Origin of the sequence: Halorubellus sp. JP-L1, assembly GCF_011440375.1 — an archaeon.
Taxonomy (GTDB): Archaea; Halobacteriota; Halobacteria; order Halobacteriales; family Natrialbaceae; genus Halorubellus.
Window position 1 is genome coordinate 1 of record NZ_JAAOIR010000001.1, and the last position, 22244, is coordinate 22244.

At 64.8% G+C, this 22244-nt stretch carries 19 protein-coding genes, 2 tRNA genes, 3 rRNA genes and 1 other RNA gene; 14 read left to right on the top strand and 11 right to left on the bottom strand.

The window, feature by feature from the left end; genetic code table 11:
* From G9C85_RS00005 to G9C85_RS00025, 5 genes are all read left to right on the top strand, one after another.
* Positions 1-787: ribosomal RNA gene (locus G9C85_RS00005) — 16S ribosomal RNA — on the top strand; the annotation flags it as partial.
* A 114-nt stretch (positions 788-901) separates the two neighbouring features.
* Positions 902-973, top strand: a tRNA-Ala gene (locus tag G9C85_RS00010).
* Positions 974-1179: 206 nt separating this feature from the next.
* A 23S ribosomal RNA gene (locus G9C85_RS00015) occupies positions 1180-4104 on the top strand.
* Positions 4105-4223: 119 nt separating this feature from the next.
* A 5S ribosomal RNA gene (gene rrf, locus G9C85_RS00020) occupies positions 4224-4345 on the top strand.
* A 463-nt stretch (positions 4346-4808) separates the two neighbouring features.
* Entirely contained in the window at positions 4809-5216 is a 408-nt protein-coding gene (locus G9C85_RS00025; RefSeq protein WP_166036128.1) for a hypothetical protein, read from the top strand.
* Positions 5217-5377: 161 nt separating this feature from the next.
* On the opposite strand, the gene G9C85_RS00030 is transcribed toward G9C85_RS00025, so the two are convergent.
* Together G9C85_RS00030 and G9C85_RS00035 are read right to left on the bottom strand one after the other, a co-directional pair.
* Positions 5378-6478, bottom strand: coding sequence for a glycosyltransferase (locus G9C85_RS00030; RefSeq protein WP_166036129.1), 1101 nt, complete (start codon positions 6476-6478; stop codon positions 5378-5380).
* A 75-nt stretch (positions 6479-6553) separates the two neighbouring features.
* Entirely contained in the window at positions 6554-7615 is a 1062-nt protein-coding gene (locus tag G9C85_RS00035; RefSeq protein WP_166036130.1) for a glycosyltransferase family 4 protein, read from the bottom strand.
* A 222-nt stretch (positions 7616-7837) separates the two neighbouring features.
* Between G9C85_RS00035 and G9C85_RS00040 the strand changes: the two genes are divergently transcribed.
* From G9C85_RS00040 to G9C85_RS00050, 3 genes are all read left to right on the top strand, one after another.
* On the top strand, positions 7838-8116 hold the full coding sequence (locus tag G9C85_RS00040) for a ribonuclease P protein component 4 (protein ID WP_166036131.1): 279 nt from the start codon (positions 7838-7840) through the stop codon (positions 8114-8116).
* Between the two features lie 90 nt (positions 8117-8206).
* Positions 8207-8455 carry a YhbY family RNA-binding protein gene (locus G9C85_RS00045; protein ID WP_166036132.1) on the top strand — a complete coding sequence of 83 codons (249 nt, stop codon included), beginning with the start codon at positions 8207-8209 and terminating at the stop codon, positions 8453-8455.
* A complete protein-coding gene (locus tag G9C85_RS00050; protein WP_394352698.1) occupies positions 8452-9342 on the top strand; it encodes a mechanosensitive ion channel family protein in 891 nt (296 codons plus the stop codon). The genes G9C85_RS00045 and G9C85_RS00050 overlap by 4 nt, the downstream gene beginning before the upstream one ends.
* Before the next feature lie 39 nt (positions 9343-9381).
* On the opposite strand, the gene G9C85_RS00055 is transcribed toward G9C85_RS00050, so the two are convergent.
* The 6 genes from G9C85_RS00055 to G9C85_RS00080 form a co-directional block, all read right to left on the bottom strand.
* Entirely contained in the window at positions 9382-9753 is a 372-nt protein-coding gene (locus G9C85_RS00055; RefSeq protein WP_166036133.1) for an SHOCT domain-containing protein, read from the bottom strand.
* 4 nt (positions 9754-9757) lie between these two features.
* Positions 9758-12394, bottom strand: coding sequence for a heavy metal translocating P-type ATPase (locus G9C85_RS00060; RefSeq protein ID WP_166036134.1), 2637 nt, complete (start codon positions 12392-12394; stop codon positions 9758-9760).
* Positions 12395-12574: 180 nt separating this feature from the next.
* Positions 12575-12841 carry a HalOD1 output domain-containing protein gene (locus G9C85_RS00065; protein WP_166036135.1) on the bottom strand — a complete coding sequence of 89 codons (267 nt, stop codon included), beginning with the start codon at positions 12839-12841 and terminating at the stop codon, positions 12575-12577.
* A gap of 199 nt (positions 12842-13040) precedes the next feature.
* The gene (locus tag G9C85_RS00070) at positions 13041-13628 is read right to left on the bottom strand and encodes an AsnC family transcriptional regulator (RefSeq protein ID WP_166036136.1); all 588 of its coding nucleotides are present in this window, start codon (positions 13626-13628) and stop codon (positions 13041-13043) included.
* Between the two features lie 200 nt (positions 13629-13828).
* An RNA gene (gene ffs / locus G9C85_RS00075) (signal recognition particle sRNA) lies at positions 13829-14141 on the bottom strand.
* Positions 14142-14261: 120 nt separating this feature from the next.
* The gene (locus tag G9C85_RS00080) at positions 14262-14705 is read right to left on the bottom strand and encodes a hypothetical protein (RefSeq protein ID WP_166036137.1); all 444 of its coding nucleotides are present in this window, start codon (positions 14703-14705) and stop codon (positions 14262-14264) included.
* Positions 14706-14824: 119 nt separating this feature from the next.
* On the opposite strand from G9C85_RS00080, the gene G9C85_RS18725 reads away from it, so the two are divergent.
* Both G9C85_RS18725 and G9C85_RS00090 read left to right on the top strand, forming a co-directional pair.
* On the top strand, positions 14825-15253 hold the full coding sequence (locus tag G9C85_RS18725; RefSeq protein WP_166036138.1) for a DUF5798 family protein: 429 nt from the start codon (positions 14825-14827) through the stop codon (positions 15251-15253).
* 105 nt (positions 15254-15358) lie between these two features.
* Positions 15359-16339: a PLP-dependent cysteine synthase family protein gene (locus G9C85_RS00090; protein WP_166036139.1), complete on the top strand. Its 981-nt coding sequence runs from the start codon at positions 15359-15361 to the stop codon at positions 16337-16339.
* Positions 16340-16411: 72 nt separating this feature from the next.
* Here G9C85_RS00090 and G9C85_RS00095 read toward each other — a convergent pair whose 3' ends face one another.
* From G9C85_RS00095 to G9C85_RS00105, 3 genes are all read right to left on the bottom strand, one after another.
* On the bottom strand, positions 16412-16822 hold the full coding sequence (locus G9C85_RS00095; RefSeq protein ID WP_166036140.1) for a CoA-binding protein: 411 nt from the start codon (positions 16820-16822) through the stop codon (positions 16412-16414).
* Between the two features lie 130 nt (positions 16823-16952).
* Complete coding sequence (locus G9C85_RS00100; RefSeq protein ID WP_166036141.1) at positions 16953-17585, bottom strand: recombinase RecA; 633 nt, start codon at positions 17583-17585, stop codon at positions 16953-16955.
* Between the two features lie 135 nt (positions 17586-17720).
* Entirely contained in the window at positions 17721-18581 is an 861-nt protein-coding gene (locus G9C85_RS00105) for a geranylgeranylglycerol-phosphate geranylgeranyltransferase (protein ID WP_166036142.1), read from the bottom strand.
* A 95-nt stretch (positions 18582-18676) separates the two neighbouring features.
* Here G9C85_RS00105 and G9C85_RS00110 point away from each other — a divergent pair.
* The 4 genes from G9C85_RS00110 to G9C85_RS00125 all read left to right on the top strand — a co-directional run bounded on the left by G9C85_RS00110 (position 18677) and on the right by G9C85_RS00125 (position 22157).
* Positions 18677-18751, top strand: a tRNA-Arg gene (locus tag G9C85_RS00110).
* 197 nt (positions 18752-18948) lie between these two features.
* Positions 18949-20592: a hypothetical protein gene (locus tag G9C85_RS00115; protein WP_166036143.1), complete on the top strand. Its 1644-nt coding sequence runs from the start codon at positions 18949-18951 to the stop codon at positions 20590-20592.
* 577 nt (positions 20593-21169) lie between these two features.
* Positions 21170-21640, top strand: a complete 471-nt coding sequence (locus tag G9C85_RS00120) for a hypothetical protein (protein ID WP_166036144.1) — start codon at positions 21170-21172, stop codon at positions 21638-21640.
* A gap of 223 nt (positions 21641-21863) precedes the next feature.
* Complete coding sequence (locus G9C85_RS00125) at positions 21864-22157, top strand: hypothetical protein (RefSeq protein WP_166036145.1); 294 nt, start codon at positions 21864-21866, stop codon at positions 22155-22157.
* Positions 22158-22244: the final 87 nt, after the last annotated feature.

A 22244-nucleotide genomic window follows, 5' to 3' on the forward strand; every position in this document is an offset into this window, starting at 1 on the left:
ATCCGACGGTGAGGGACGAAAGCTAGGGTCACGAACCGGATTAGATACCCGGGTAGTCCTAGCCGTAAACGATGCTCACTAGGTGTGGCACTGGCTACGAGCCAGTGCTGTGCCGTAGGGAAGCCGTGAAGTGAGCCGCCTGGGAAGTACGTCCGCAAGGATGAAACTTAAAGGAATTGGCGGGGGAGCACTACAACCGGAGGAGCCTGCGGTTTAATTGGACTCAACGCCGGACATCTCACCAGCTCCGACAGTGTGCAGTGACGGTCAGTGTGATGAGCTTACCTGAGCCACTGAGAGGAGGTGCATGGCCGCCGTCAGCTCGTACCGTGAGGCGTCCTGTTAAGTCAGGCAACGAGCGAGACCCACGTCCTTAATTGCCAGCAACACCCTTGTGGTGGTTGGGTACATTAAGGAGACTGCCGCTGCTAAAGCGGAGGAAGGAATGGGCAACGGTAGGTCAGTATGCCCCGAATGAGCTGGGCAACACGCGGGCTACAATGGTCGAGACAGTGGGATGCAACCCCGAGAGGGGGCGCTAATCTCCGAAACTCGATCGTAGTTCGGATTGCGGACTGAAACTCGTCCGCATGAAGCTGGATTCGGTAGTAATCGCGTTTCAGAAGAGCGCGGTGAATACGTCCCTGCTCCTTGCACACACCGCCCGTCAAAGCACCCGAGTGGGGTCCGGATGAGGCCACCGTCCGGTGGTCGAATCTGGGCTCCGCAAGGGGGCTTAAGTCGTAACAAGGTAGCCGTAGGGGAATCTGCGGCTGGATCACCTCCACTGACCGGGATCGACCCACACGGGTCGACCCACCTTTCCGAGTTCGGTACCGTCGAGTCGCCCGACCGGGCACCTTTGAACTACCAGGGCTAACTATCCTCCCGCGAGGGAGGTGGGCCCATAGCTCAGTGGTAGAGTGCCTCCTTTGCAAGGAGGATGCCCTGGGTTCGAATCCCAGTGGGTCCATGTACGTTCGAGTCGTCCCGAATCCGTCCCCTTAAGTGTGGGAAGGAGAGAGGATGACTTGACGACGACTGATGCACCACTCCGCGCAAGCGCGAGTGGGAAGGGTCGAACGTTCGCCTGGCAACTACCAGGGGACGTGACGAGACCGTATGTAAGCACAATCCAGACATATACTGGACTCGTACCATCGAGTCAACACATTCCAACAGACGTGGCTACTGTGCCAACTGGTGGATGGCTCGGCTTGAGAGCCGACGAAGGACGTGCCAAGCTGCGAAAAGCCTATGGGAGCCGCACGGAGGCAAAGAACATAGGATCTCCGAATGGGAATCCCCACCGCAATTGCTTCGCGCAATGGGGAACGCCGAGAACTGAAACATCTTAGTATCGGCCGGAAAAGAAAGCAAAACCGCGATGTCGTCAGTAACCGCGAGTGAACGCGACCCAGTCCAAACCGAAGCCCTCACGGGCAATGTGGTGTACGGACTGACAATCAGCATCAGAACGTTTGATCGAAGTCTCCTGGAACGGAGCGCGACACAGGGTGACAGCCCCGTAGACCAAACAAGTACGTTGTGCGTCAGCTCCAGAGTAGCGGGGGTTGGATATCCCTCGTGAACCACGCGGGCATCGACCGCGAAGACTAAACACTCCTCAAGACCGATAGCGAACAAGTAGCGTGAGCGAACGCTGAAAAGCACCCCACAAAGGGAGGTGCAATAGGGCCTGAAATCAGTTGGCGATAGAGCGATGGTGCATACAAGGTCCACTACCAAACGACCCGGGCGCGAGCCCACAGTAGGACGTAGTGGAAGCCGGTGTGCCATCGTGCGTTTTGAAAAACGAGCCAGGGAGTGCATCTGTCTGACGAGTCTAACCTGCTTCTCGCAGGGAAGGCACAGGGAAACCGATACGGCCGCAGTCTTACGACCAGGGCCACCGTGTTCAAGCGCGGGGAGTCAGCCGGATGCGACCCGAAACCAGATGATCTACGCCTGGGCAAGGTGAAGCGTGCCGAAAGGCACGTGGAGGCCTGTTAGCGTTGGTGTCCTTCAATACCCTCGCGTGACCTAGGTGTAGGGGTGAAAGGCCCATCGAATCTGGCAACAGCTGGTTCCAATCGAAACATGTCGAAGCATGACCTCTGTCGAGGTAGCTCGTGGGGTAGAGCAACCGATTGGGAGCGTCCACTTCGAGAGAAGTGGACCTCCCTGTCAAACTCCAAACCTACGGGCGCCGCTGACACAGGGAGTCCGGTGTGCGGGGTAAGCCTGTGCACCATGAGGGAGACAACCCAGAGCCGGGTTAAGGTCCCCAAGTGTGGATTAAGTGCGATCGAAGGTGGTCTCAAGCCCTAGACAGCCGGGAGGTGAGCTTAGAAGCAGCTACCCTCTAAGAAAAGCGTAACAGCTTACCGGCCGAGGTTTGAGGCGCCCAAAATGATCGGGGCTCAAATCCACCACCGAGACCTGGCCGCACCCCCCATAGGGGTGATCGATTAGATTGGCGCTCTGTATGGGTGGAAGCACGGCCGAGAGGTCGTGTGGACCATATAGTGACGAAAATCCTGGCCATAGTAGCAGCGTTAGTCGGGTTAGACCCCCGACGGCCGAAAGAGCAAGGGTTCCTCGGCAATGCCGTTCAGCCGAGGGTTAGCCGGCCCTAAGTCCCGCCGTAATTCGACCGGGACGAATCGGGAAACTGGTTAATATTCCAGTGCTCGTATGCAGTGAACGCCGACGCCTTCGAGACAGTCGAGCTGGGCTTTCGCCCAGTCGAATCCGGGAACTCCGTGGACGCCGTAATGGCAGGAAGCGGACGAAACCAGAGATAGCGTAAGTCGACCGTATCAAGGGCCCGTGAAAAGGCAAGCATACGAACCGTACCGAGATCCGACACAGGTGCTCTAGCTGAGAAAGCTAAGGTCTGTCGGGAACAACCGACGTCAGGGAATTCGGCAAATTAGCCCCGTAAGTTCGCGAGAAGGGGTGCCTGCCTTGGATAGAGGCAGGTCACAGTAACCAGGAAGCTCCGACTGTCTAGTAACAACATAGGTGACCGCAAATCCGCAAGGACTCGTACGGTCACTGAATCCTGCCCAGTGCGGGTATCTGAACACCCAGTACAATGGGACGAAGGACCCGTTAACGGCGGGGGTAACTATGACCCTCTTAAGGTAGCGTAGTACCTTGCCGCTTCAGTAGCGGCTTGCACGAATGGATCAACGAGAGCTTCGCTGTCCCGACGTTGGGCCCGGTGAACTGTACGTTCCAGTGCGGAGTCTGGAGTCCCCCAGGGGGAAGCGAAGACCCTATAGAGCTTTACTGCAGGCTGTCGCTGAGACACGGTCGCTAGTGTGCAGCATAGGTAGGAGGCGTTACACAGGTACCCGCGCTAGCGGGCCACCGAGCCATCAGTGAAATACTACCCACTAGTGACTGTGACTCTCACTCCGGGAGGAGGACACCGGTAGCCGGGCAGTTTGACTGGGGCGGTACACGCTTGAAAAGATATCGAGCGTGCCCCAAGATCACCTCAATCGCGTCGGAGACGCGATGAAGAGCGCAAGAGCATAAGGTGGTCTGACAGTGTCATTCCCAACGAGTGACACTGACACGAGAGTGTGGTCTAGCGAACCAATTTGCCTGCTTGATGCGGGCCATTGCTGACAGAAAAGCTACCTTAGGGATAACAGAGTCGTCACGCGCAAGAGCACATATCGACCGCGTGGCTTGCTACCTCGATGTCGGTTCCCTCCATCCTGCCCGTGCAGAAGCGGGCAAGGGTGAGGTTGTTCGCCTATTAAAGGAGGTCGTGAGCTGGGTTTAGACCGTCGTGAGACAGGTCGGCTGCTATCTACTGGGGGTGTTATGGAACCTGACGGGAACGCTCGTATAGTACGAGAGGAACTACGAGTGGTGACCACTGGTGTACCGGTTGTCCGAGAGGGCATGTGCCGGGCAGCTACGTCACACGGGGTAAGAGCTGAACGCATCTAAGCTCGAAACCCACCTGGAAAAGAGGTTCCGCTTGAGAGTCCTCGTAGAAGACGAGGTAGATAGACTCGGGGTGTACGCACCAAGGCAACGAGGTGTTGAGCCCGCGAGAACTAATCACTCGAGCCACCATTCATTTGTGGATTCTGTGCTGACTCGTGCTGTACGAGTCCAGGTGTTAACTGGATTGTGCTTACATACGATCGTTACCGATGTTGGTACCATCGCCACGGTTCGATTCCGTGGGTCGGCGTTGAGGCGGCCAGAGCGATGGGGTGACACCCGTACCCATCCCGAACACGGAAGTTAAGCCCATCTGCGTACCGGGGAGTACTGGAGTGCGCGAGCCTCTGGGAAACGCGGTTCGCTGCCTCGCCATTCATACTGTACGTCCGCCATCCCGTTGGGGGTGGTGGGCGTTTTTGCATTTGGGTCGTGGAGCGGTAGCGCCCGGCACCCCTGAGGGGGTGTCGGGCTTTTTGTCTGTAGTTCGTGGCGCGGAGTGGATTCGGTGGCGATCGAGGGGAGTGGAGGATTGTGCGTTGTATTCGAACGTTCCGGAGTGGCGACGCTGGTGGGCGATGGCGCGGATCGCGCTGCACCGCAGGCCTCGGCCTCCCCAGCCGACGCTGCCGGGACGGGCTCGCGGTGCTCGCCCGCGCCGGCGGCGTCCCTCGCGGGTGTGTGGCCCGCGCCGGCTCGCGACGCGCTCACTGCGTTCGCGCGGTGCTCGCCGGAGCGGGCTCGCTCGCGCGCCGAACCGGTGGTGTGGGGTGGTTTCGGTGCGTGTGGTGGGTGGGGACGAAAACCCTTTTCGGACGGGAGTGGAAAGTGGGGGTATGGCAGACGAGAATTCCGAGAACGGCGAGGAGGTTGAGGGCGAGGATGGAGAGGAGAAGTCGTTCCGCGAGCGCGTGGAGGAGATCCGCGAACGTCGCGAGGAGGAGGGTGACGAGGAGCGACGGGAGCGCATGGAGGAGATGATGGGCGGCGAGGGCGGCCCTGGCGGCATGGGTGGCGGCGGTATGGGCGGCGGTGGCGGGAATCCGTTCGCGCAGATGATGGGTGGCATGATGGGCGGTGGCGGCGGTCCCGGTGGTCCTGGCGGCATGGGTGGCGGTCCGAGTGGCCGGCAGGAGGATTCGGGGAACGAGGAGCTCGTTCGCGAGGTCCGGCAGATGCGTGACGAGATGCGCGATCAGACGCGTGCGCTGAAGCGGATCGCTGACGCGCTCGAGGACGACTGAGGCTGGTCGCGGTCGCGTTCTCCGTGATAGAGTAACGAATAGCGGTAGCTATCGTGGCGTGTGGGTTCCTCTCGTGGGTACAGATGTCGGTGTCGTTGCTGGCGCTGGGGGTTGCGGTGCGAGTGCTCGCGGTGGGGGGTGTCGTTCGCGCCGACGGCGTGCTATTGGACGGCGTCGTAGTGGCGTTCGAGTTCGTCGACGGCGGTGTCGATGCTGATGGAGTCGCGCCTGTCGAGGCAGTTCTCGGCGAGTCTGTCGTGCTCGGCGAGCGCGCGCTCGATGGCGTCCCCGAATCCGTCGATGTCGCCGGGGTCGTAGTGGTAGCCGGTGGTGCCGTCGTCGATGGTGTCGGCGAGCGCGCCGGCGTCGACGCCTGCGACGGGGGTGCCGCAGGCGTTCGCTTCGAGCGCGACGAGCCCCTGGGTTTCGACGGGGGAGGGGAATGCGAAGACGTCGAGTGCGCTGTAGAACGCGGAGAGTTCTTCGCGGTCGAGGAACCCCAGGAAGCGGACGTCGACGTCGGCGCGTCGGGCGCGTGCTTCGAGGCGTTCGCGGGCGGGGCCGTCGCCGCCGAAGACGACGGTGACGTCGTCCATGCCGTCGGTGGCGTCGAGGACGTCGCCGAGGCGTTTCTCGAAGCCGTGGCGGCCGGTGTAGCCGACCAGTGGGCCTTCGAGGTCGTATCGCTCGCGGAAGGCGTCGCCGTCGACTGGCTGGAAGCGGTCGGTGTCGATGCCGTTCGGGACGACGCGGACGGGCGTGGTGATCTCGAGGTCGTCGACGAGGTGGCGTTTCGTGGGTTCGCTCGGGGCGAGGACGAGGTCGGTGCGGTCGTAGTACCAGCGTTCGTAGGCTTCGCTGGCGGTGGAGATGCTGGCGAGGACGCGGTCGCGCGACGTGATGTACTCGGCGTACTCGGCGGTGGGCGTGTGGTAGGAGGCGACGAGGGGGAGGTCGCGTTTGCGGGCGTACCGGCGGGCGGCGAGTCCGAGGCCGAAGGCGGTGTGGGCGTGGACGACGTCGGCGTTCGGGACGGTGTCGGGGATGCTGGGGGCGCCGACGCGGACGCCGTCGTAGAACGGGAACGGGAGCGAGCGGACGGGGTGCTCGCGCGATCGCGGGGTGTACTCGGTGGTGCCCGGGTAGACGACGTCCATGCGGCCGTGGTCGTCGTTCCAGTGGTCGCGCCAGGCTTCGATGGTGTACGTGACGCCGTTCACCGTGGGGAGGTAGGTGTCGGTGAAGGCGGCGACCCGTGTCATTGTTGGCGAGTGTGCGTTCGGTGGCTTAGTGGCTTCGATACGACGCGTGCTGTTCGATTGGCGTCGCGTGCGTTCTCAGTTCGCGAGGACGCGTCGGTAGGCGTCGACGAGTTCGTTCCCGACGCGGTCGAGTGCGTGCTCCTTGACTGTCTCTCTGGCGTTCGCGCCGAGGCGTTCGCGGAGGGCGGGGTCGTCGTCGAGGCGTTCGAGGGCGTCGACGAACTCGTCGAACGAGTCGCAGAGGATGGCGTCTTCGCCGTCGGTGAAGTACTCGCGGAAGACGGGGATGTCCCGGAGGACGCACGCCTTCCCGCAGCTCATGGCTTCGAGGACGACGAGTCCCTGGTTCTCTACTTTCGCGGGGAAGCAGAAGACGTCGCCGGCGCCGAACGCCATGCGCTTGTCGTCGACCCAGCCGGTGAACGTGACGTTCTCCGGTGGGTTCTCGGTCCACTTGCGGGTGGTCTTGCTCGCTTGGGGGCCCTCGTCGTAGTGCCCGAACCACGCGAACTCCAGCTCGGTCGCTTGCGCGAGCTCGCAGAACGTGGTGACGCCCTTGCGTTCGAAGACGTTCCCGACGGCGAAGGCGACGGTGCCGTCGAGGTCGTAGCGCTCGCGGGTCTGGTCGCGGAAGCGTTCGTGGCCGTCGAGGCTCTCGACGTCGATGCCGTTCGTCACCGGCTGGATGGGGGCGTCGACGGGGTAGTCCTCGAGGACGCCTTTCGTGTATTCGCTCGGGCAGAGGACGAGGTCGGCCTGCGAGTAGAACCGCTTGAGGTAGGCTTTGAGTCCGGGGGCGATGGCGTTCGAGAATCGGAAGGAGTCCCGGAAGTCCTCGGCGGTGACGTGCGTGTGCAGCACGAGCGGGACGTCGTTCGCTTTGGCGTGCCGGGCGAGGGCGAGACTGATGGGGCCGGCCATGTTGAGGTGCGCGACGTCGTACTCTTCGAAGAACGGTTCTTCGAACGCGAGGTTGGCGAAGGTGGCGTCGAGGGGGTTGCCGTCGCGCCAGGGCGTGGTGACGACGTCGACGTCGGCGTCGGCGGCGGCGAGCGCCTTACGCTGCTGGGCGGCGGCGGTGCCCATGCCGGAGCGATGGAGCCTGGATTCGAGCTCGAGGTGATTGAGAACGCGCATTCGTTGGTGCTCGCTGGTCGGCAGACGCGTGTAATCTTTCCGGATTGTTTCGCTGGTGTCGTAGTCGGTGGTGTCCGAATTGGCTCGCTCGGGTCGCGGTCGGTGCTGTCCGGATCGCCTCACCGGAGTCGATGTCGGTGCTGTCCGGATCGCCTCCCGGAGTCGATGTCGGTGCTGTCCGGATGAGGGAACGTTTAATCGGGCGAGTGCGCTAGGCGTGGTATGAGCGTCGCCGAGGAACGCATCGAGCGGTTGCAGGCGCTGGCGCGGTCGGCGACGATCGCGGGCGAGGACGACCGCGCGCGGTCGTACGTGCGGTTGGCGCGCCGGATCGCGGAGCGTCAGCGGTTGTCGTTGCCGCGGGACTTCCGTCGGTTCGCGTGTGACGCCTGCGACGCGTACTTGCGCCCGGGGCGGAACGCGCGCGTCCGGACGCGTTCGGGGCACGTGGTCGTGACGTGCGACTGCGGTGAGCAAGCCCGGTACCCGTACGGGGACTGATCGGCTGCGGTTCGGCGTCCGTGCGGGCGAGACGCTCGCTGGTTGTGCTAAGGGTTTAAAAGGCGGCCGTGCTTATGCTTGCAGACGATTATGGACGAACAGGAGTTGCGGAAGGAGGCACACGACCTGGACGTGACCGTCTGGGTCGGGAAGGCGGGCATCGAGGCGGTAATCGACGAGTTGAACGACCAGCTGGCGGCACGCAATCTGGTGAAGGTGAAGTTCCTGCGGGCGGCTCGTGGTGGAACGTCAACGGAGGAACTCGCGGAGGAGCTCGCGGAGGTGACGGGCTCGGACGTCGTGGAGACGCGTGGGAACACCGGGGTGTTCCACAAGTGATCTTGCAGGGTCAGGCCGAGTTGTCCGGGTTGGCGAGGGCCTACAGCGACCTCGGGGTTCCGTTCGCGGAGACGCTCGCGAAGATGTCGCTGTTCGTCGTGGCGTTCGTGGGGGTTGTCTTGCTCGGTCGCGTGGTCGTGTTGCCGCTCGTGGATCGACTCCTCGATCGGCGCGGTCTGGACCGGCACGCGAAGGTGCCGTTGAAGAAGCTGGTGTCGTTCGTGGTGTACTTCGCGGCGATCGGTATCGCGTTCGCGTTCGCGGGCCTGGGGAGTATCTTGACGGCGATCGCGACGATCGGTGCGGCGGCGACGCTTGCGATCGGGTTCGCGATGCAGGACGTGCTCTCGAACTTCGTTGCCGGGATCTTCATCTTCACGGACAAGCCGTTCCGCATCGGTGACTGGATCGAGTGGGACGGGAACTCGGGCGTGGTGGAGGACATCAGTCTCCGCGTGACCCGCGTGCGGACGTTCGACAACGAGCTCCTCACGGTCCCGAACTCGCAGTTGACGGCGGACGTCATCAAGAATCCGGTCGCGAAGGACAAGCTCCGGATGCAGGTCCTGTTCGGGATCGGGTACGACGACGACATCGACGCGGCGACGGACATCATCGTCGAGGAGGCCGTCTCACACGAGGGCATACTGGAGGATCCGGCGCCGTCGGTTCGCCTGACGGAACTCGGCGATTCGTCGGTCGGGCTGACGTCGCGCGTGTGGATCGCGGATCCGTCGCGGTCGGACTTCGTGGCGACGCGCGGCGAGTACGTGCAGGCGGTCAAGGAGGGGTTCGACGAGGCGGGCATCGACATCCCGTACCCGAACCGCGAGCTGTCGGGCGCGATCGATCTGTCGGAGGAAGTCGTGACGGCCGCGGACGACTGATCGGTCGGATTGCGGTCCGATTCTCCTTCTGCCGGTCGGTCAGCGGTCTTCTTCGAGTCGATTCCGTCGGCGTTCGTACTCGTCGTCGTCGACGTCGCCGCGGGCGTACGCCGCTCTGAGTTCTTCGAGTGCGGGGTCGGTCCGATCACGGGTGACGGCGCGGTAGAGGAGGTAGACGCCGCCGGCGAGGACGGCGAAGAACGCGAGCTGGGAGAGGACGCCCAGGAGCGCGAACCAGATGGGTGCGTTCCCGCCGAACCAGCCGTCGTGCATGACCGTCCCCCACGTCCAGCCGCCCATCGGCATCCCCATGGTTCCGAACCCGAGGAGGAACGCGAGCACTGGGACTGCGAACAGCACGACGAGGGCGAGCACGGAGACGGCAACGACGATGGCGGTGTTGCGTCGCATGGTGTCAGGGTCGGAGGCCGCCGAGGAGTTCGTAGTCCTCGTCCGGGCTGTACCGGCGGAAGAGGAGGCTGTTCGCGAGGACGCTCACCGAGGACAGCGCCATCGCGGCGGCGGCGAGCACGGGCTGGAGGAACCCGAGCGATGCGAGGGGTATCATCGCGGTGTTGTACCCGAGCGCCCAGAAGAGGTTCTGCTTGATCTTCGAGAGGCTACCCTCGCTGACGCGGATCGCCTTGAGGACGTCCATGGGGTCGTCGCGCATGAGGGTGACGTCGGCGGCCTCGATCGCGACGTCGGTTCCGGAGCCGATGGCGACGCCGACGAACGCGGTCGCGAGCGCGGGGGCGTCGTTGACGCCGTCGCCGACCATCATCGCTCGCGTGCCGTCGTCCTGGATGGCGTCGACGGCGTCGGCCTTGTCCTCCGGGAGGACGCTGGCGCGGACGTTCTCGGGATCGATGCCGACCGCCTCGGCGACCGCGCGCGCGGTGCGTTCGTTGTCGCCCGTGATCATGTGGACGTCGAGACCGCGGTCGCGGAGCGCGGCGACGGCGGCCTTCGAGGACTCCTTGACGGTGTCGGCGTCGGCGAGCACGCCGACGACGCGGCCGTCGACGGCGACGAGCATCGCGGTCTTCCCGTCGGACTCGAGGCGTTCGCGGTCGGCGTCTGCGGGCGAGGGGTCGACGTCGCGTTCGCGCAGGAGCGTCGGGTTCCCGACGAGGACGTCGCGGCCGTCGACGGTCGCCCGGATGCCCTTCCCGGCGACGTTCTCGAACTCCTCGGGGTCGACGACGTCGATGCCGCGTTCGTGCGCGCCGTCGACGATGGCGTCCGCGAGCGGGTGACTGCTCGCGGACTCCGCGCTCGCGGCGAGCCGGAGGAGTTCGTCGGCGTCGAAGCGGTCCTCGGCCGTGGTCTCTACGGCGCCGCCGTCGGCCGCGGGTTCGCCGCCGTCCGTCTCGACGCCTGCGGCGTCGAGCGCGACGACGTCGGTGAGCTCCATCTCGCCTTCGGTGAGCGTGCCGGTCTTGTCGAAGACGACCGCGTCCGTGTCCTTGACGCGCTCGAGGACGTCCCCACCTTTGAAGAGGACGCCGTTGCGGGCGCCGATGCTGGTGCCGACCATCGTCGCGGCCGGGGTCGCCAGGCCGAGCGCGCACGGGCACGCGATGAGGACCGAGGACGCGAACACGACGACCGCGAACTCGAGGACGCCGACGCCCGCGGCCCCGCCGGCGCTCTCGAGCGGGCCGCCGCCGACGAGTCCCCACGGGAGCAGGCCGCCGACGAGGTCCGTCATGAACTGCGGCGCGACCCCCCAGACGACCGCCCAGAGGAGCGCGTTCGCGATGACGGCGGGGACGAAGTACGCGCTGATGCGGTCGGCGACGTTCTGGATCTCGGGCTGGCGGGACTGCGCGTCCTTGACGGTCTGCACGATCTGCTGGATGGCGGTGTCGGCGCCGACCTTCGTCGCCTCGACCACGAGCACGCCGTTCTCGTTGATCGTCGACCCGACGACCTCGTCGCCGGGTTCCTTCGAGACGGGCACGGATTCGCCGGTGACCATGGACTCGTCGACCGCGCTCTGGCCGTCGACGACGACGCCGTCGGTCGGGACCTGCTCGCCGGGCTTGACCTTCATGCGGTCGCCGACTTCGACCTCGTCGACGGGCACCTCCTCCTCGTTGCCGTCGTCGCGGACGAGCGTCGCGGTGTCGGCTTCCATCTGGAGGAGTTCCCGGAGCGCGTCGCCGGCCTGCCCCTTCGAGCGCGCCTCGAGGTAGTTCCCGAGCGTGATGAACACGAGGATGAGCGCAGCGGTGTCGAAGTAGTAGCCGGCGCCGGGGAACCCGAGCAGGCGCGCGACGGAGTAGCCGTACGCGGTCGTGGAGCCGAGCGCGATGAGGACGTCCATGTTCGCGGTCCGGTTCTTCGCGAGGGCGGTCCAGGAGTTCTCGTAGAACTCCTTGCCGAGCGCGTACTGAACGGGGGTCGCGAGCGCGAACCCGATCCACTCGAACTGGATGCCGAGGCCGGGGATGGTGTCGGGGAGGAGGTCGGGAGCGAACAGGTGCGCGGCGAGCATCCCGAGCAACGGAACGGAGAGGACGGCGCCGAAGATGGTGAGGCGCTTCTGGCGCTCGATCTCCTCGCGGCGGGCGACGTCGGCGGCGGACTCCTCGCGCCCGCCGCGCTCCGCGTCGCTCTCCTCGTCGTCGCGGACGGGCGTGTACCCGGCCGCCTCGATGGCCTCGTGGATATGCTCGCGGTCGACGACGCCGGGCGCGTACGTGACGGTGGCCTCGTCGGTCGCGAAGTTCACGTCGGCGTCGACGACGCCGTCCACCTCGCGCAGGCGCTCGTCGATGGTGTCCGCGCAGTTCGCACAGGACATGTCCGTCACCGCGACGGTGACTGTCTCGACGACCGGCTCGTAGCCCGCGGACTCGATCGCGTCGAACACCGCCGCGAGCGACGTTCGCTCGGGGTCGTACGTGACGGCGGCGTCGTCGGTCGCGAAGTTCACTGACGCTTCCCGAACGCCGTCGACTCCTTCGACCGCCTCGGTCACGGTGTCCGAGCAGTTCGCACAGGACATCCCCACGACGTCGACGTGGACGCTTCGCTCGCTCATGGTAGTACGTAGGGGATGGACCTTCAACCGGTTTGTGCTTCGCGCCCCCGGCGTCGATCGACCGTCGAACTTACGAATGCAAAGTGAGTGGTCGACTGGCGGTCGCCTGGCAAGGAAGTCGCCGGCTGACGGTCGCCCGGAACGAAACCTGTCGGCGAACGGGGCGCCAGCGAGGGCCTCTCAGTCCCGTGTGGAGACGGAGACGGTCTCGTCGGCGAACACCGTCACGTCGCACCCGGCGTAGGGGAACGAGACGCACCCGGGGTCCTCGGGCGGCGTCGACGACAGGCTACCGACGAAGCGGTTCAGCGCATCGGGATCGACCACTTCGTACAGCGGGTCGACGTCGACGGGCGAGACGTCCTTCTCGTCGGCGACGGCGTGAACGACGGCCATGCTCACGCTCTCTCGTGACTCTGAGTGGAGGGTCGCTGTTGTCGAGGCCATCGATTGTCTACTCGTCCCGAAGGCATCCACGGTCATAAGTCTCTCCAATCGTGTACGACGAACCCACTATTACCACTGCCTAATTTCGAAACCCGGGGAAAATAGGGGAAACGCACACGAAATCCCCGGACTACGTCGTCGTCGCGGACAGCCCCACCGAGGACGGATGCCGTCGGACCCCCGTCCAGCTGGTCCGCGCTCACTCGTCGCTGAATCGATCGTAGCGGTCGCGGAACGCGCCCTCGCAGGATTCGCAGCAGAACCGATACGTCTCTTCGCCGAGGGTCGCACTCGATCCCTCGCTCGTCACGGTGTTCCCGCACTCCGCGCACGACACCGCGAAGTCCGTCGCGCCCACGGACTGGGTCCACTCCACCTCGGCGAGCAACGTCACGTCGACGACCGAGGCGTCGCTCGGGTCGAGGACGTCCTCCACCCACCGGTACGCGTCCGCGTTCGGGAGCGACGCCTGCACGACGACGTCGCCGCTCGCGGTCGTGAACAGGTGCTCGACCGCGTCCGTCGCTCGGAGCGCGTCCTTCACCGGCTCCCGTCGCTGGGACGCGACCGATAACTCCACGAGCACGGGTACGCCATCGCGCAACTGCGAGCGGTCCACGTCCACCGTGAACCCACGCAGGACGCCGGCCTCCTCGAGCTTGGACACGCGCTCGGACACCGCCGGCCCGGACCGACCGACGACATCGCCGATGTCACTGAACGGGCGTCTCGCGTCGTCCGCGAGCAACTCCAGGATCTCCATGTCGATATCGTCGAGGTCGCGCACGCATCCACGAACGCACGCCATCCCAAAGCACCTTCGCATCCCTGCGTGCGCAGCCGCTCTCGCTTTCGAATCCAACGTCGACCCGACGGCGCACGCCGTCGCGACCACGACCCGCCGCGACGAGAATAAACGCCGTCGCGACCACGAACCGCCGCGACGACGGCGAACGCGGTCGCTGACGGATCGTGAAGACGGTATGAATGCGGACGGGCTGGTTGGCCCGGCGTTCCCGGACGGGGGATCCCGGTTGCCTCCTCCACCCCGCGACCCGGCGAGCGATCGCTGTCCGGCGGTGGGCTGCTCACTTCCGTGCCTGACCCATTACCACCGACTAACGTCGGGGACGCCGTCCCTGCGGACGACGCCCGACGACCGCCATCCCCGACGGACGAGGCTTCCACGTCGGCTCCCGAGGCCCGTCCGGGTCTGTCCGGACGCACCAGGGGTTCGGTCCCCCCTGAAGACCATAGTGGGGGTGGCGAGCAGGGCCTAACTGCCCGACCTAGTCCACTCCGAGATAGCGGGTTGCCCGGTAAGTGCCTTTCGACTCCCGGACGATTCGCGGGGCGGCGCCGCGGTCGATGCAGGAGAACCGCACCCTCGACGGGCGTCAGGACGCCAGTTCGGGTCGCATCAGGACGCCGGTTCGGGACGCACCCGGAGGACGCCGATCGCGTCCGCGAACCAGAGCGAACTCCCGAGGAGTCCGAGCGCGGCGGCGAGGAGCACCCAGCGATGGTACGCGAGCCACGCCGCCGTCGACAGGCTCCCGACGAGTTCGCCGACGCCGCCGAACGCCCACGTCGCCGTGAGGAGCGTCACGACGAACCCGAGGACGAGCGCGACGCCCGCCGCGACGTCCGGCGCCGTCCGCCCCGCACGCCCGGCGCCGAGAACGACGAGGCAGACGAGCGCGAGCACGGCGACGTACGGCGGGCCCACGATCCCGAACTCGGTGTAGTACGTCTCCACGGCCCCACCCGGGACGCCACCGGCGACGTACGGCACGACCATCGCGGCCGCGTACGTGGCCGCCGACACGACGCCGACCGACGCCGGCGTTTGCACATCGACCATACCCCCCACTGCGGACCGCACTCCGTTAAGTACCTCGCTGTCCGCTCAACGACGAACGACCCCCGGTTTCGGCCGGTCGAAGGGGAAGGCACTACTGGATGGCTCGCCTGCGCTCGACCATGGGACTCGGTTCGACCGCGAAGAAGATCCAGACGCTCGCCGACCGCGCCGAACAGCTCTACGTGAAACTGAAGGAAGTCCACGAGCGCGTGCTCAGCGTGGAGGGGACCGTCGAGGACACCCAGGAGCGCGTGGGCGAACTCGAGGACACACTCGAGCACCAGCGCGTCGTCATCGAGGCCATCGCAGAGGAACAGGGCCTGGACGTCGACGCCGTCGTCGCCGAGGCCGCCATCGAAGACGCCGACGATGGAACTACCGCGTCCGAAACCGGCGTCGAAACCGCCAGCGACGACGGCGATGAGATGGACGCGAGCGACCACGCAGGGGACGGCGCGGGCGAGCCAGCAGACGGCGCGGGCGAGCCAGCAGACGGCGCTGACGACGCGCCCGCGGCCGCGAGCGACGGCGACGCCAGCGACGCCTGACTCCTCGACTCGGCGGCCGTCCAACTGAGCGACCGACGAAGGACCGACCGCCCGGCCGTCGTCGAACGGAAGGACATAACACTGCCGGCAACGTTTGCCAACTCGATGACCACGCACCGCGAACCGCTCGCGTCCGTCAACGAGACGGTCGGCGAGACCCCGCTCGTCCGCGTGCAGGCGTCGCCCGAGGACGTCGACGTGTACGCGAAACTGGAGTCGTTCAATCCCGGCGCGAGCATCAAGGACCGCATCGGGAAGTACATGCTCGAGGCGATGCTCGACCGCGGCGACCTCGAGCCTGGCGGGACCGTCATCGAACCGACCGCCGGGAACACCGGCATCGGGTTCGCGGTCGCCGCCACGCAACTGGACGTCACCGCGATGTTCGTCGTCCCCGAGCGCTTCAGCGTCGAGAAGCAACAGCTCATGCGCGCCCTCGGCGCCGAAGTCATCAACACGCCGACCGAGGACGGCATGGGTGGCGCGATCGACCGCGCGCACCAGCTCGCGGACGAACTCGACGACGCGGTCGTCCCCCAGCAGTTCCAGAACCCACTGAACGTCGAAGCGCACTACGAGACCACCGGCCCGGAGGTCCACGACGCGCTCGACGGCGACGTCGGCGCCGTCGTCGCCGGCTGCGGGACCGCCGGCACCCTCATGGGGACGGCGAAGTACCTCCGCGAGCACGACGACGACGTCGTCGTCGTTGCCGTCGAACCACGCGGCTCGATGTACGCCGCGTTCTTCGGCGACGACCCCGAAGAGGCCGAGTACAAGATCGAAGGCATCGGGACGCACGATCCCGACACGAACGAGCTGTTCGACCCCGACGTCGTCGACGAACTCCTCTCGTACGACGACCGCGCAGTCCACGCGGAGATGCAGCGTCTCGCCGCCGAAGAAGGCCACCTCGTCGCGTCCTCGTCGGCCGCGAACTCCCTCGCCGCACGCGAGATCGCAGACCGCATCGCCACCGGCGAGATCGACGCCCCCCACGACGCCGTCGTCACCGTGTTCGCGGACTCCAGCGAACGCTACCTCTCGAAGGGCGTCTACCGCGACTACGAGGAGTGGGAAGGCTAACCGCCGCCAGCCCGCAGTTCCGTTCGCTAGTCTCGTCCCGCCGTCCCGTCGAACGAAGCAGTACTCTCTCTATCAGGCGACGAGCCGCGAGTGCTCGACCTTGATACACGTGTCCTGTACGAACGCCCGCCCGGACTCCTCGACGCGCGTCCCGGCCTCGTCGTGACTGATACCGAGCTGGAGCCACACGGCGTCGACGTCCTCGCGCGCCAGCACCTCGTCGACGATCCCCGGCACCTCGTCGCTCGGCCGGAACACGTCCACCACGTCAACGCGCGCGTCGACGTCAGCGAGCGAATCCACCGCCTCGATCCCAAACACCTCCTCCGCATATGGATTCACGGGGATCACGTCGTACCCGTGCTCCAGGAGGTACTTCGGCACGTCGTGCGCGGCCTTCCCTGGCGTCGACGAACACCCAACGACCGCGATCGTCTCCGCGTCCAGTACCTCGCGCAACTCCGAATCCGTGGCGGCAGCCATACGAGAACCGACGTCGAGAGACCGCAAAAGGATACCGCCGTCGAACACCAACGCCAGCGCCCAAACGACCAGCGACCCCACGATGCGCCCCAACGCCAGCGAGTCGACGACGCGTCCCTACGACGCGTCCCTACGCGGTCGGGAACCCGGCCGTCTCGATCGACGTCTCGCCGTCGCCCTCGTCGGTCACCTCGACGACCGCGTCGAACAGTTGCTTGAGCGTGTTCATCGTCTGGTCGTCGTGCGCCGTCGAGTCGATCACGTACACGCCCAGCGCGTCCGCGCTCTGCACGCGCCCCGTGAACACGTGCATGAACCGGAACACCGTCTGGAGGTCCGAGTACATCAACAGCGTCGACACCGAGTGCATGAGGATGCGGTTTCGCTCGTGCCCGCGGACCTGATAGAACTCCTCGAGGAACTCCGAGAGCTTGATCCCGATTCCCGTCATGTCCACGGGCGACGACGCGTACTTCACGCGCGGGTCGTCCCGGACGTTCCCGACACCGCGTTGCTTCGTCACGCAATCCACCACGCCGATGTCGAACTCCGCGACGTCCTCGACGTACCCAGCGTACTCCTCGAGGACCTTCTCCGCGTCGTCCTTCGTCGTCACCACGATCGAGCCCTCGCCGGCACGCGACCCCGTCGCCAGGATCTCGAACGCGATGTCGCGCTTACCCGTCAGTGGGGGGCCAGCAATCAGGAGGTTCGTGCCAGCCTGCAGTGACGCGTCAGACAGTTCGTCTGGGAGCTCGTACATGTCGAATCCTCGTCGCAGACGCCGCCCGCACGACTGTCACCCACCGGCGCCCTGGTTGATAGGAGAATGCAGTATGCAGCATATAGAAGTTTTGATTGGGGCGTCGTCGACGCCCACGAATGCGCGACGGCACCCTCACGGGAGTGCGAGCGATCCCACCGGGACGATTCGTCCGGCGAGGAACGCCACGACCGCCGCGAACTGCGCGTACTTCAAGTGCGCCTGGCCCGCGCTCGCGTCCCCATAGGACTCGTAGGCCGCGTACAGCATCACCGCAACGGCCGGCACCACCACGACCAGGTACGCGAGCCCGAACGTCCCGAACACGTAAGGGAGGGGACTCGCAATCACCGCCACCACGAGCGCCGCCGACGCGACGTGCAGCGCCCGCCGCTCGCCGATCGCGATCGGGAGCGTGTTCAAGCCCTCCTCGCGGTCCCCCGCCACGTCCTCGACGTCCTTGATGACCTCCCGGCTCGCCGTCGACAGCGCCGCGAGCACGAACAGTACAGCCGGCGCCAGCGGCGCCCCGACGGCCGCCCCGCCGAACAGGAACGTGCTCCCGCCGAGGTACGCCACCACCACGTTCCCCACCCCGGGCAGGCCCTTGAACCACTCCGTGTACGCCACCAGCGCCAGCAAGTTCATGACCGCGATCGCGAGCGCGAGCACCGGCAACGCCAGCGCACACGCCACCGCTCCCGCGAACAACACTCCACTCCACGCCAGCGCCCCGCGCGCACTCACCGCACCGCGCGGAATCGGCCGCGTCGGCCGATTCACCGCATCGATGTCTCGGTCGAAGTAGTCGTTGATCGCCATCCCCGCCGCCGTCGCGAACACCGTCGCCGCGACCGCCGCAGCCGTCGCCACCGGCGCCGACCCGACCCCACCAGCGACGAACGCACCGACGAACGTCAACACGCCCGCCGCCACCGAGTTCGACGGCCGCGTCATCTCCACCAACCCACGCACGGTCGCGCCCACACTCGACATACACCAGACCCACCCCCGCACCCGGCAAAAAGCCACCCGATTCCACCCCGAAACCACATCATTTAAACACCCGAGTCAATTCAGGAGAATACACAGGGCGCTTAGCTCAGTCTGGACAGAGTGCTTGGCTTCGGACCAAGCTGTCGCGGGTTCAAATCCTGCAGCGCCCATTTCAGTTCTGTGACGTTTCGGGGCTTTTCCAGTCCCGGGCGCTCACCGGCCTCAGGCGACAACAGACAGCAGTATTCCGATTCTACGATTCGGCCGAAACTCGCGATACAAGGCAATATCGTAACGCACCCCCTCGCAGTCTCCCGTTCTCCCGTGCAAACCCCGGTTCTCAGACCGCGGTTCGGGGTGGTGGCTCGTGACGGGATGGGACCATCCCGAGAGCGGGAGCCGGGCGACTCCGCGGAAGATCGTCCAGGCGGTGAACCGGAAGCTCGCTAGCGTCGGCATCGAACATGAACGGAACAACGCCCGGTCCCTACAGTGGAACAACCCAGAGCATCGGCTCTGGGTCCGCGACAAGTTCGAGGAGAACGCCCGTGAGATAGCGCGAAAACAGGAGGCGCTCCTGCCGGGCTTTGGACCGCAGGGACGCGGGGAGAACGCTCGCGAAGATTGCGGGAACCCACACCCGTTCGTCTGCTCTGACTGCGCGAACACCGTCGAGTTCGGCTCCACGTGTTCGATGAGCGTCTGCGCACGTTGCGGGGTCGCGTGGGTCCGAGACGCCGCCATCAAGAAGAGCGCGAAGGTCCGCCGCGTCCGCAAGGAGAAGTACAAGCGCTCGCCCAGTCACGTGAACCAGTTCGAGCACCACGCCGTCATCAGCGCGCCGCTGTCGTGGTACTACGATCTCGCCGCAGCCGGCCTCACGATGGAGGAAGCCCAGGAGAAGACCCGCGAGGTCGTGAAGTCCATCCTCGAGGAACTCCGCTGCCAGGGCGTCCTCATCCGACACTCGTTCCGTGGCTCGAACCCCGACGGTTCCATCCAGTCCGAGCACGACGATCGCGGCGCCTGGAAGCAGCGACTGAACTCCGACCGGAAGTGGGTCACCGACGTCCGCGAGGACCTCGCCTGGAAGCCCCACTACCACTGCATCGTCGTCGGCGACGAGCTGAAGACTCGCGACCTCTCCGCCGACGTCGAAGAGGCGACCGGCTGGGTCATCCACCGCATCGAAGACGACGACGGCAAGAGCCTCCCGAACGACGGCGCCATGGCGCGGGCGCTCATGTACTCGCTCTCGCACGCCGACATCGAGGTCCGCGAAAACGGCCACAACCAGAGCAAGGTCTGGGAGGTCGGCGCGTACAAGGGCGACGCCATCCGCTCCAGCGACACCTTCGCGAGCCGCGACCACGACCTCGACTGGAGCGACGCCGTCATCAGGAAGCACGCCCCGCGCATCCTCGGCCTCAGGTCGGGAACGACGGACTGCGGGGCCACGATGCCCGCGGTGTCGGACCCGGACGAGCTCGCCCGGAAGATCGTCGACGAGATCTGGCCACAGGACGAGCCCGTCGACGTCGAGACCGATACCGTACTGGCGCACGTGAGCGAGGGCACCATCCGCGTGTCGACGTCCTCGAGCAGCGGCGGTGGCTACGACGTCACCGTGACCGACTCGGACGGGAACCGACTCACCGGCGCCGCCGGCTCGGTCCCCGACCTCGCGACGGACCCCTTCGACTATGCGAGCTCGAGTGAGGACCTCCGGTCGCGACCGCTCCGTCAGGACGACGTCGTCGACGACGAGGAGTGCGACGGCGACTGCGACCACGACCACGGCGACGACCAGCACGACGACGACGACGGCGACGAGACCTGCGACGGCACGCTCGTTCCCCTGGAGGAAGCCCGCGAGCGCGGCCTCCTGGACGACGACGAGTGGCTCGACCAGGCACCCTTCGCCGCCGACGCGCTCGCCGCACACCGCGAGTACCCGGACGAACTCGTCCCCTTCGGGACGCCTCCAGGGAAAGCGATCGGCGCAGCCTGACGTAGCCCCTCGATAGCCCGCCTCGTAGCGGGTGGACCCCAGCGGCTGCTCTATCCTCTGATGCTTGTTTTCGGGCGTAGTTGTTGCTGAACTGCTGTTTCTCCCGCGAACCGGCGCCGCGAGCTCGAGATCGGCGCCGGACCACCCCCCGAACCGGCCGCCGCGCGGGCAGGATGAGTATGAACTGGGGTCGATTTTTGCTAGCGCAAAAATCTCAACGGCTCCCTTCGGGAGCCTATCTACATCAGAGAGAGCTCCAGGCATAGTATTTGGTTGCTTCTATACAGTATACGTGAAGTACGAAGAACCGGCTCGGAAAACTGTTCGATACCTTACCATAAGTCTGAAACCGGTAGTTCAGCGGTTCTCTGTCGGTTTCATAAATCACAACTCCATTTCTATTTTCTTCCCTCTTTGTCTGAGGAGGGGAAATACAGAGAAGGGGTGTGAAACCGCAAGAAAGCGTACAACAAACCATGGTTTCTGTTGGGGTTTTAGATAACTTCAAAGAGACCAACTTGGCCCGTCGGGTTTCTCCAGCGGATGATTTATGATAACTCGATTATTGGTTGGGGCTATGGGTCCTTCAGTTGGATATAATATGGAGGAATTGGATGAGCAACTGCAGAAGATAACTCAAGACGTTTCTGAACTTCAGATTGAGGTAGAGAATCTCTCTGACGAACAACTGGACGAGGCGGAGCACCTGATTGAAGACGCACTTTCGAATGAAAACTATAAGCAGTATCTGGAAAATTCTGATTACGAACCAGCTTTTGAAGAATTCCAGGAGTTAAATAATACTTCTGAGGGCACAGAGGTCTCTGTCCCTGAACAGATTATATTTACTAGTCAGACGTTGTCACTACTTTTAGAAGAGATGATAACAGATGCAGGAAACCGATTAGTGATATCTATGATGGTAGCCCACGCTATAATCCCCGTAATCGCTCAGGACGCCACTATTTCGACCTACGAAGATATTCTTGGCAGAGTTTACTGGTCCGTGCTTGTTGTTCATTGGGTTCTAAATACAGAATCGGACTAAGCTATACGACAACCCAGGGGGTCGCACGTCGAGAGACCGGCTCGACCGAATATGAACACGAGTCTGGGCTCGAGGCCAACCGTCGTGTTCACGAGCGCGGGGGTAGCGCCCCGATCGGGCCGGCGCCGAGCTCGTCGACGAACACGGTTCGCGACTTTCTTTATATATCTCACAAGCTTTTGTCACCGCAGAGAACTACCGTCAGGCGCTCGTGAACACGAGCATGACCCGCACCAGCGAGATACCGGGAAGCGTCCGCATCCGCACCGGCGACGGCAATGAGTGGCGATACGACGCGATAGAGGCGGCCTCGCGGTACTACGATGCGAACCGCAGCGACGCCGTGGCGTACGCCTGCGAGGACGTCACCGGCGCCGTGGCGTTCGTCGAGGACGTCCTCGGTCGCGACGACCTCACGGTCGCGCAGCGCCAGGAACTCGCCGAGGCTGCCAGCAAGCGCCTCGAGGGCGTCGACGTCGAGGTCGTCGACGACGTCCGCGTCGCTCCCGACGAATAGAAAATAATTTTCTAATCCATCGCTGGTCGCGATGGACGCGAGGACAGTAGTGGCCGCGTCGTCGACGTCGACGAACTGGACAATAGT

Coding starts and splice junctions, on each gene's coding strand:
- G9C85_RS00025 (WP_166036128.1), top strand. CDS start 4,809: ATGGCAGACGAGAATTCCGAGAACGGCGAGGAGGTTGAGGGCGAGGAT.
- G9C85_RS00030 (WP_166036129.1), bottom strand. CDS start 6,478: ATGACACGGGTCGCCGCCTTCACCGACACCTACCTCCCCACGGTGAAC.
- G9C85_RS00035 (WP_166036130.1), bottom strand. CDS start 7,615: ATGCGCGTTCTCAATCACCTCGAGCTCGAATCCAGGCTCCATCGCTCC.
- G9C85_RS00040 (WP_166036131.1), top strand. CDS start 7,838: ATGAGCGTCGCCGAGGAACGCATCGAGCGGTTGCAGGCGCTGGCGCGG.
- G9C85_RS00045 (WP_166036132.1), top strand. CDS start 8,207: ATGGACGAACAGGAGTTGCGGAAGGAGGCACACGACCTGGACGTGACC.
- G9C85_RS00055 (WP_166036133.1), bottom strand. CDS start 9,753: ATGCGACGCAACACCGCCATCGTCGTTGCCGTCTCCGTGCTCGCCCTC.
- G9C85_RS00060 (WP_166036134.1), bottom strand. CDS start 12,394: ATGAGCGAGCGAAGCGTCCACGTCGACGTCGTGGGGATGTCCTGTGCG.
- G9C85_RS00065 (WP_166036135.1), bottom strand. CDS start 12,841: ATGGCCTCGACAACAGCGACCCTCCACTCAGAGTCACGAGAGAGCGTG.
- G9C85_RS00080 (WP_166036137.1), bottom strand. CDS start 14,705: ATGGTCGATGTGCAAACGCCGGCGTCGGTCGGCGTCGTGTCGGCGGCC.
- G9C85_RS18725 (WP_166036138.1), top strand. CDS start 14,825: ATGGGACTCGGTTCGACCGCGAAGAAGATCCAGACGCTCGCCGACCGC.
- G9C85_RS00090 (WP_166036139.1), top strand. CDS start 15,359: ATGACCACGCACCGCGAACCGCTCGCGTCCGTCAACGAGACGGTCGGC.
- G9C85_RS00095 (WP_166036140.1), bottom strand. CDS start 16,822: ATGGCTGCCGCCACGGATTCGGAGTTGCGCGAGGTACTGGACGCGGAG.
- G9C85_RS00100 (WP_166036141.1), bottom strand. CDS start 17,585: ATGTACGAGCTCCCAGACGAACTGTCTGACGCGTCACTGCAGGCTGGC.
- G9C85_RS00105 (WP_166036142.1), bottom strand. CDS start 18,581: ATGTCGAGTGTGGGCGCGACCGTGCGTGGGTTGGTGGAGATGACGCGG.
- G9C85_RS00120 (WP_166036144.1), top strand. CDS start 21,170: ATGGGTCCTTCAGTTGGATATAATATGGAGGAATTGGATGAGCAACTG.
- G9C85_RS00125 (WP_166036145.1), top strand. CDS start 21,864: ATGACCCGCACCAGCGAGATACCGGGAAGCGTCCGCATCCGCACCGGC.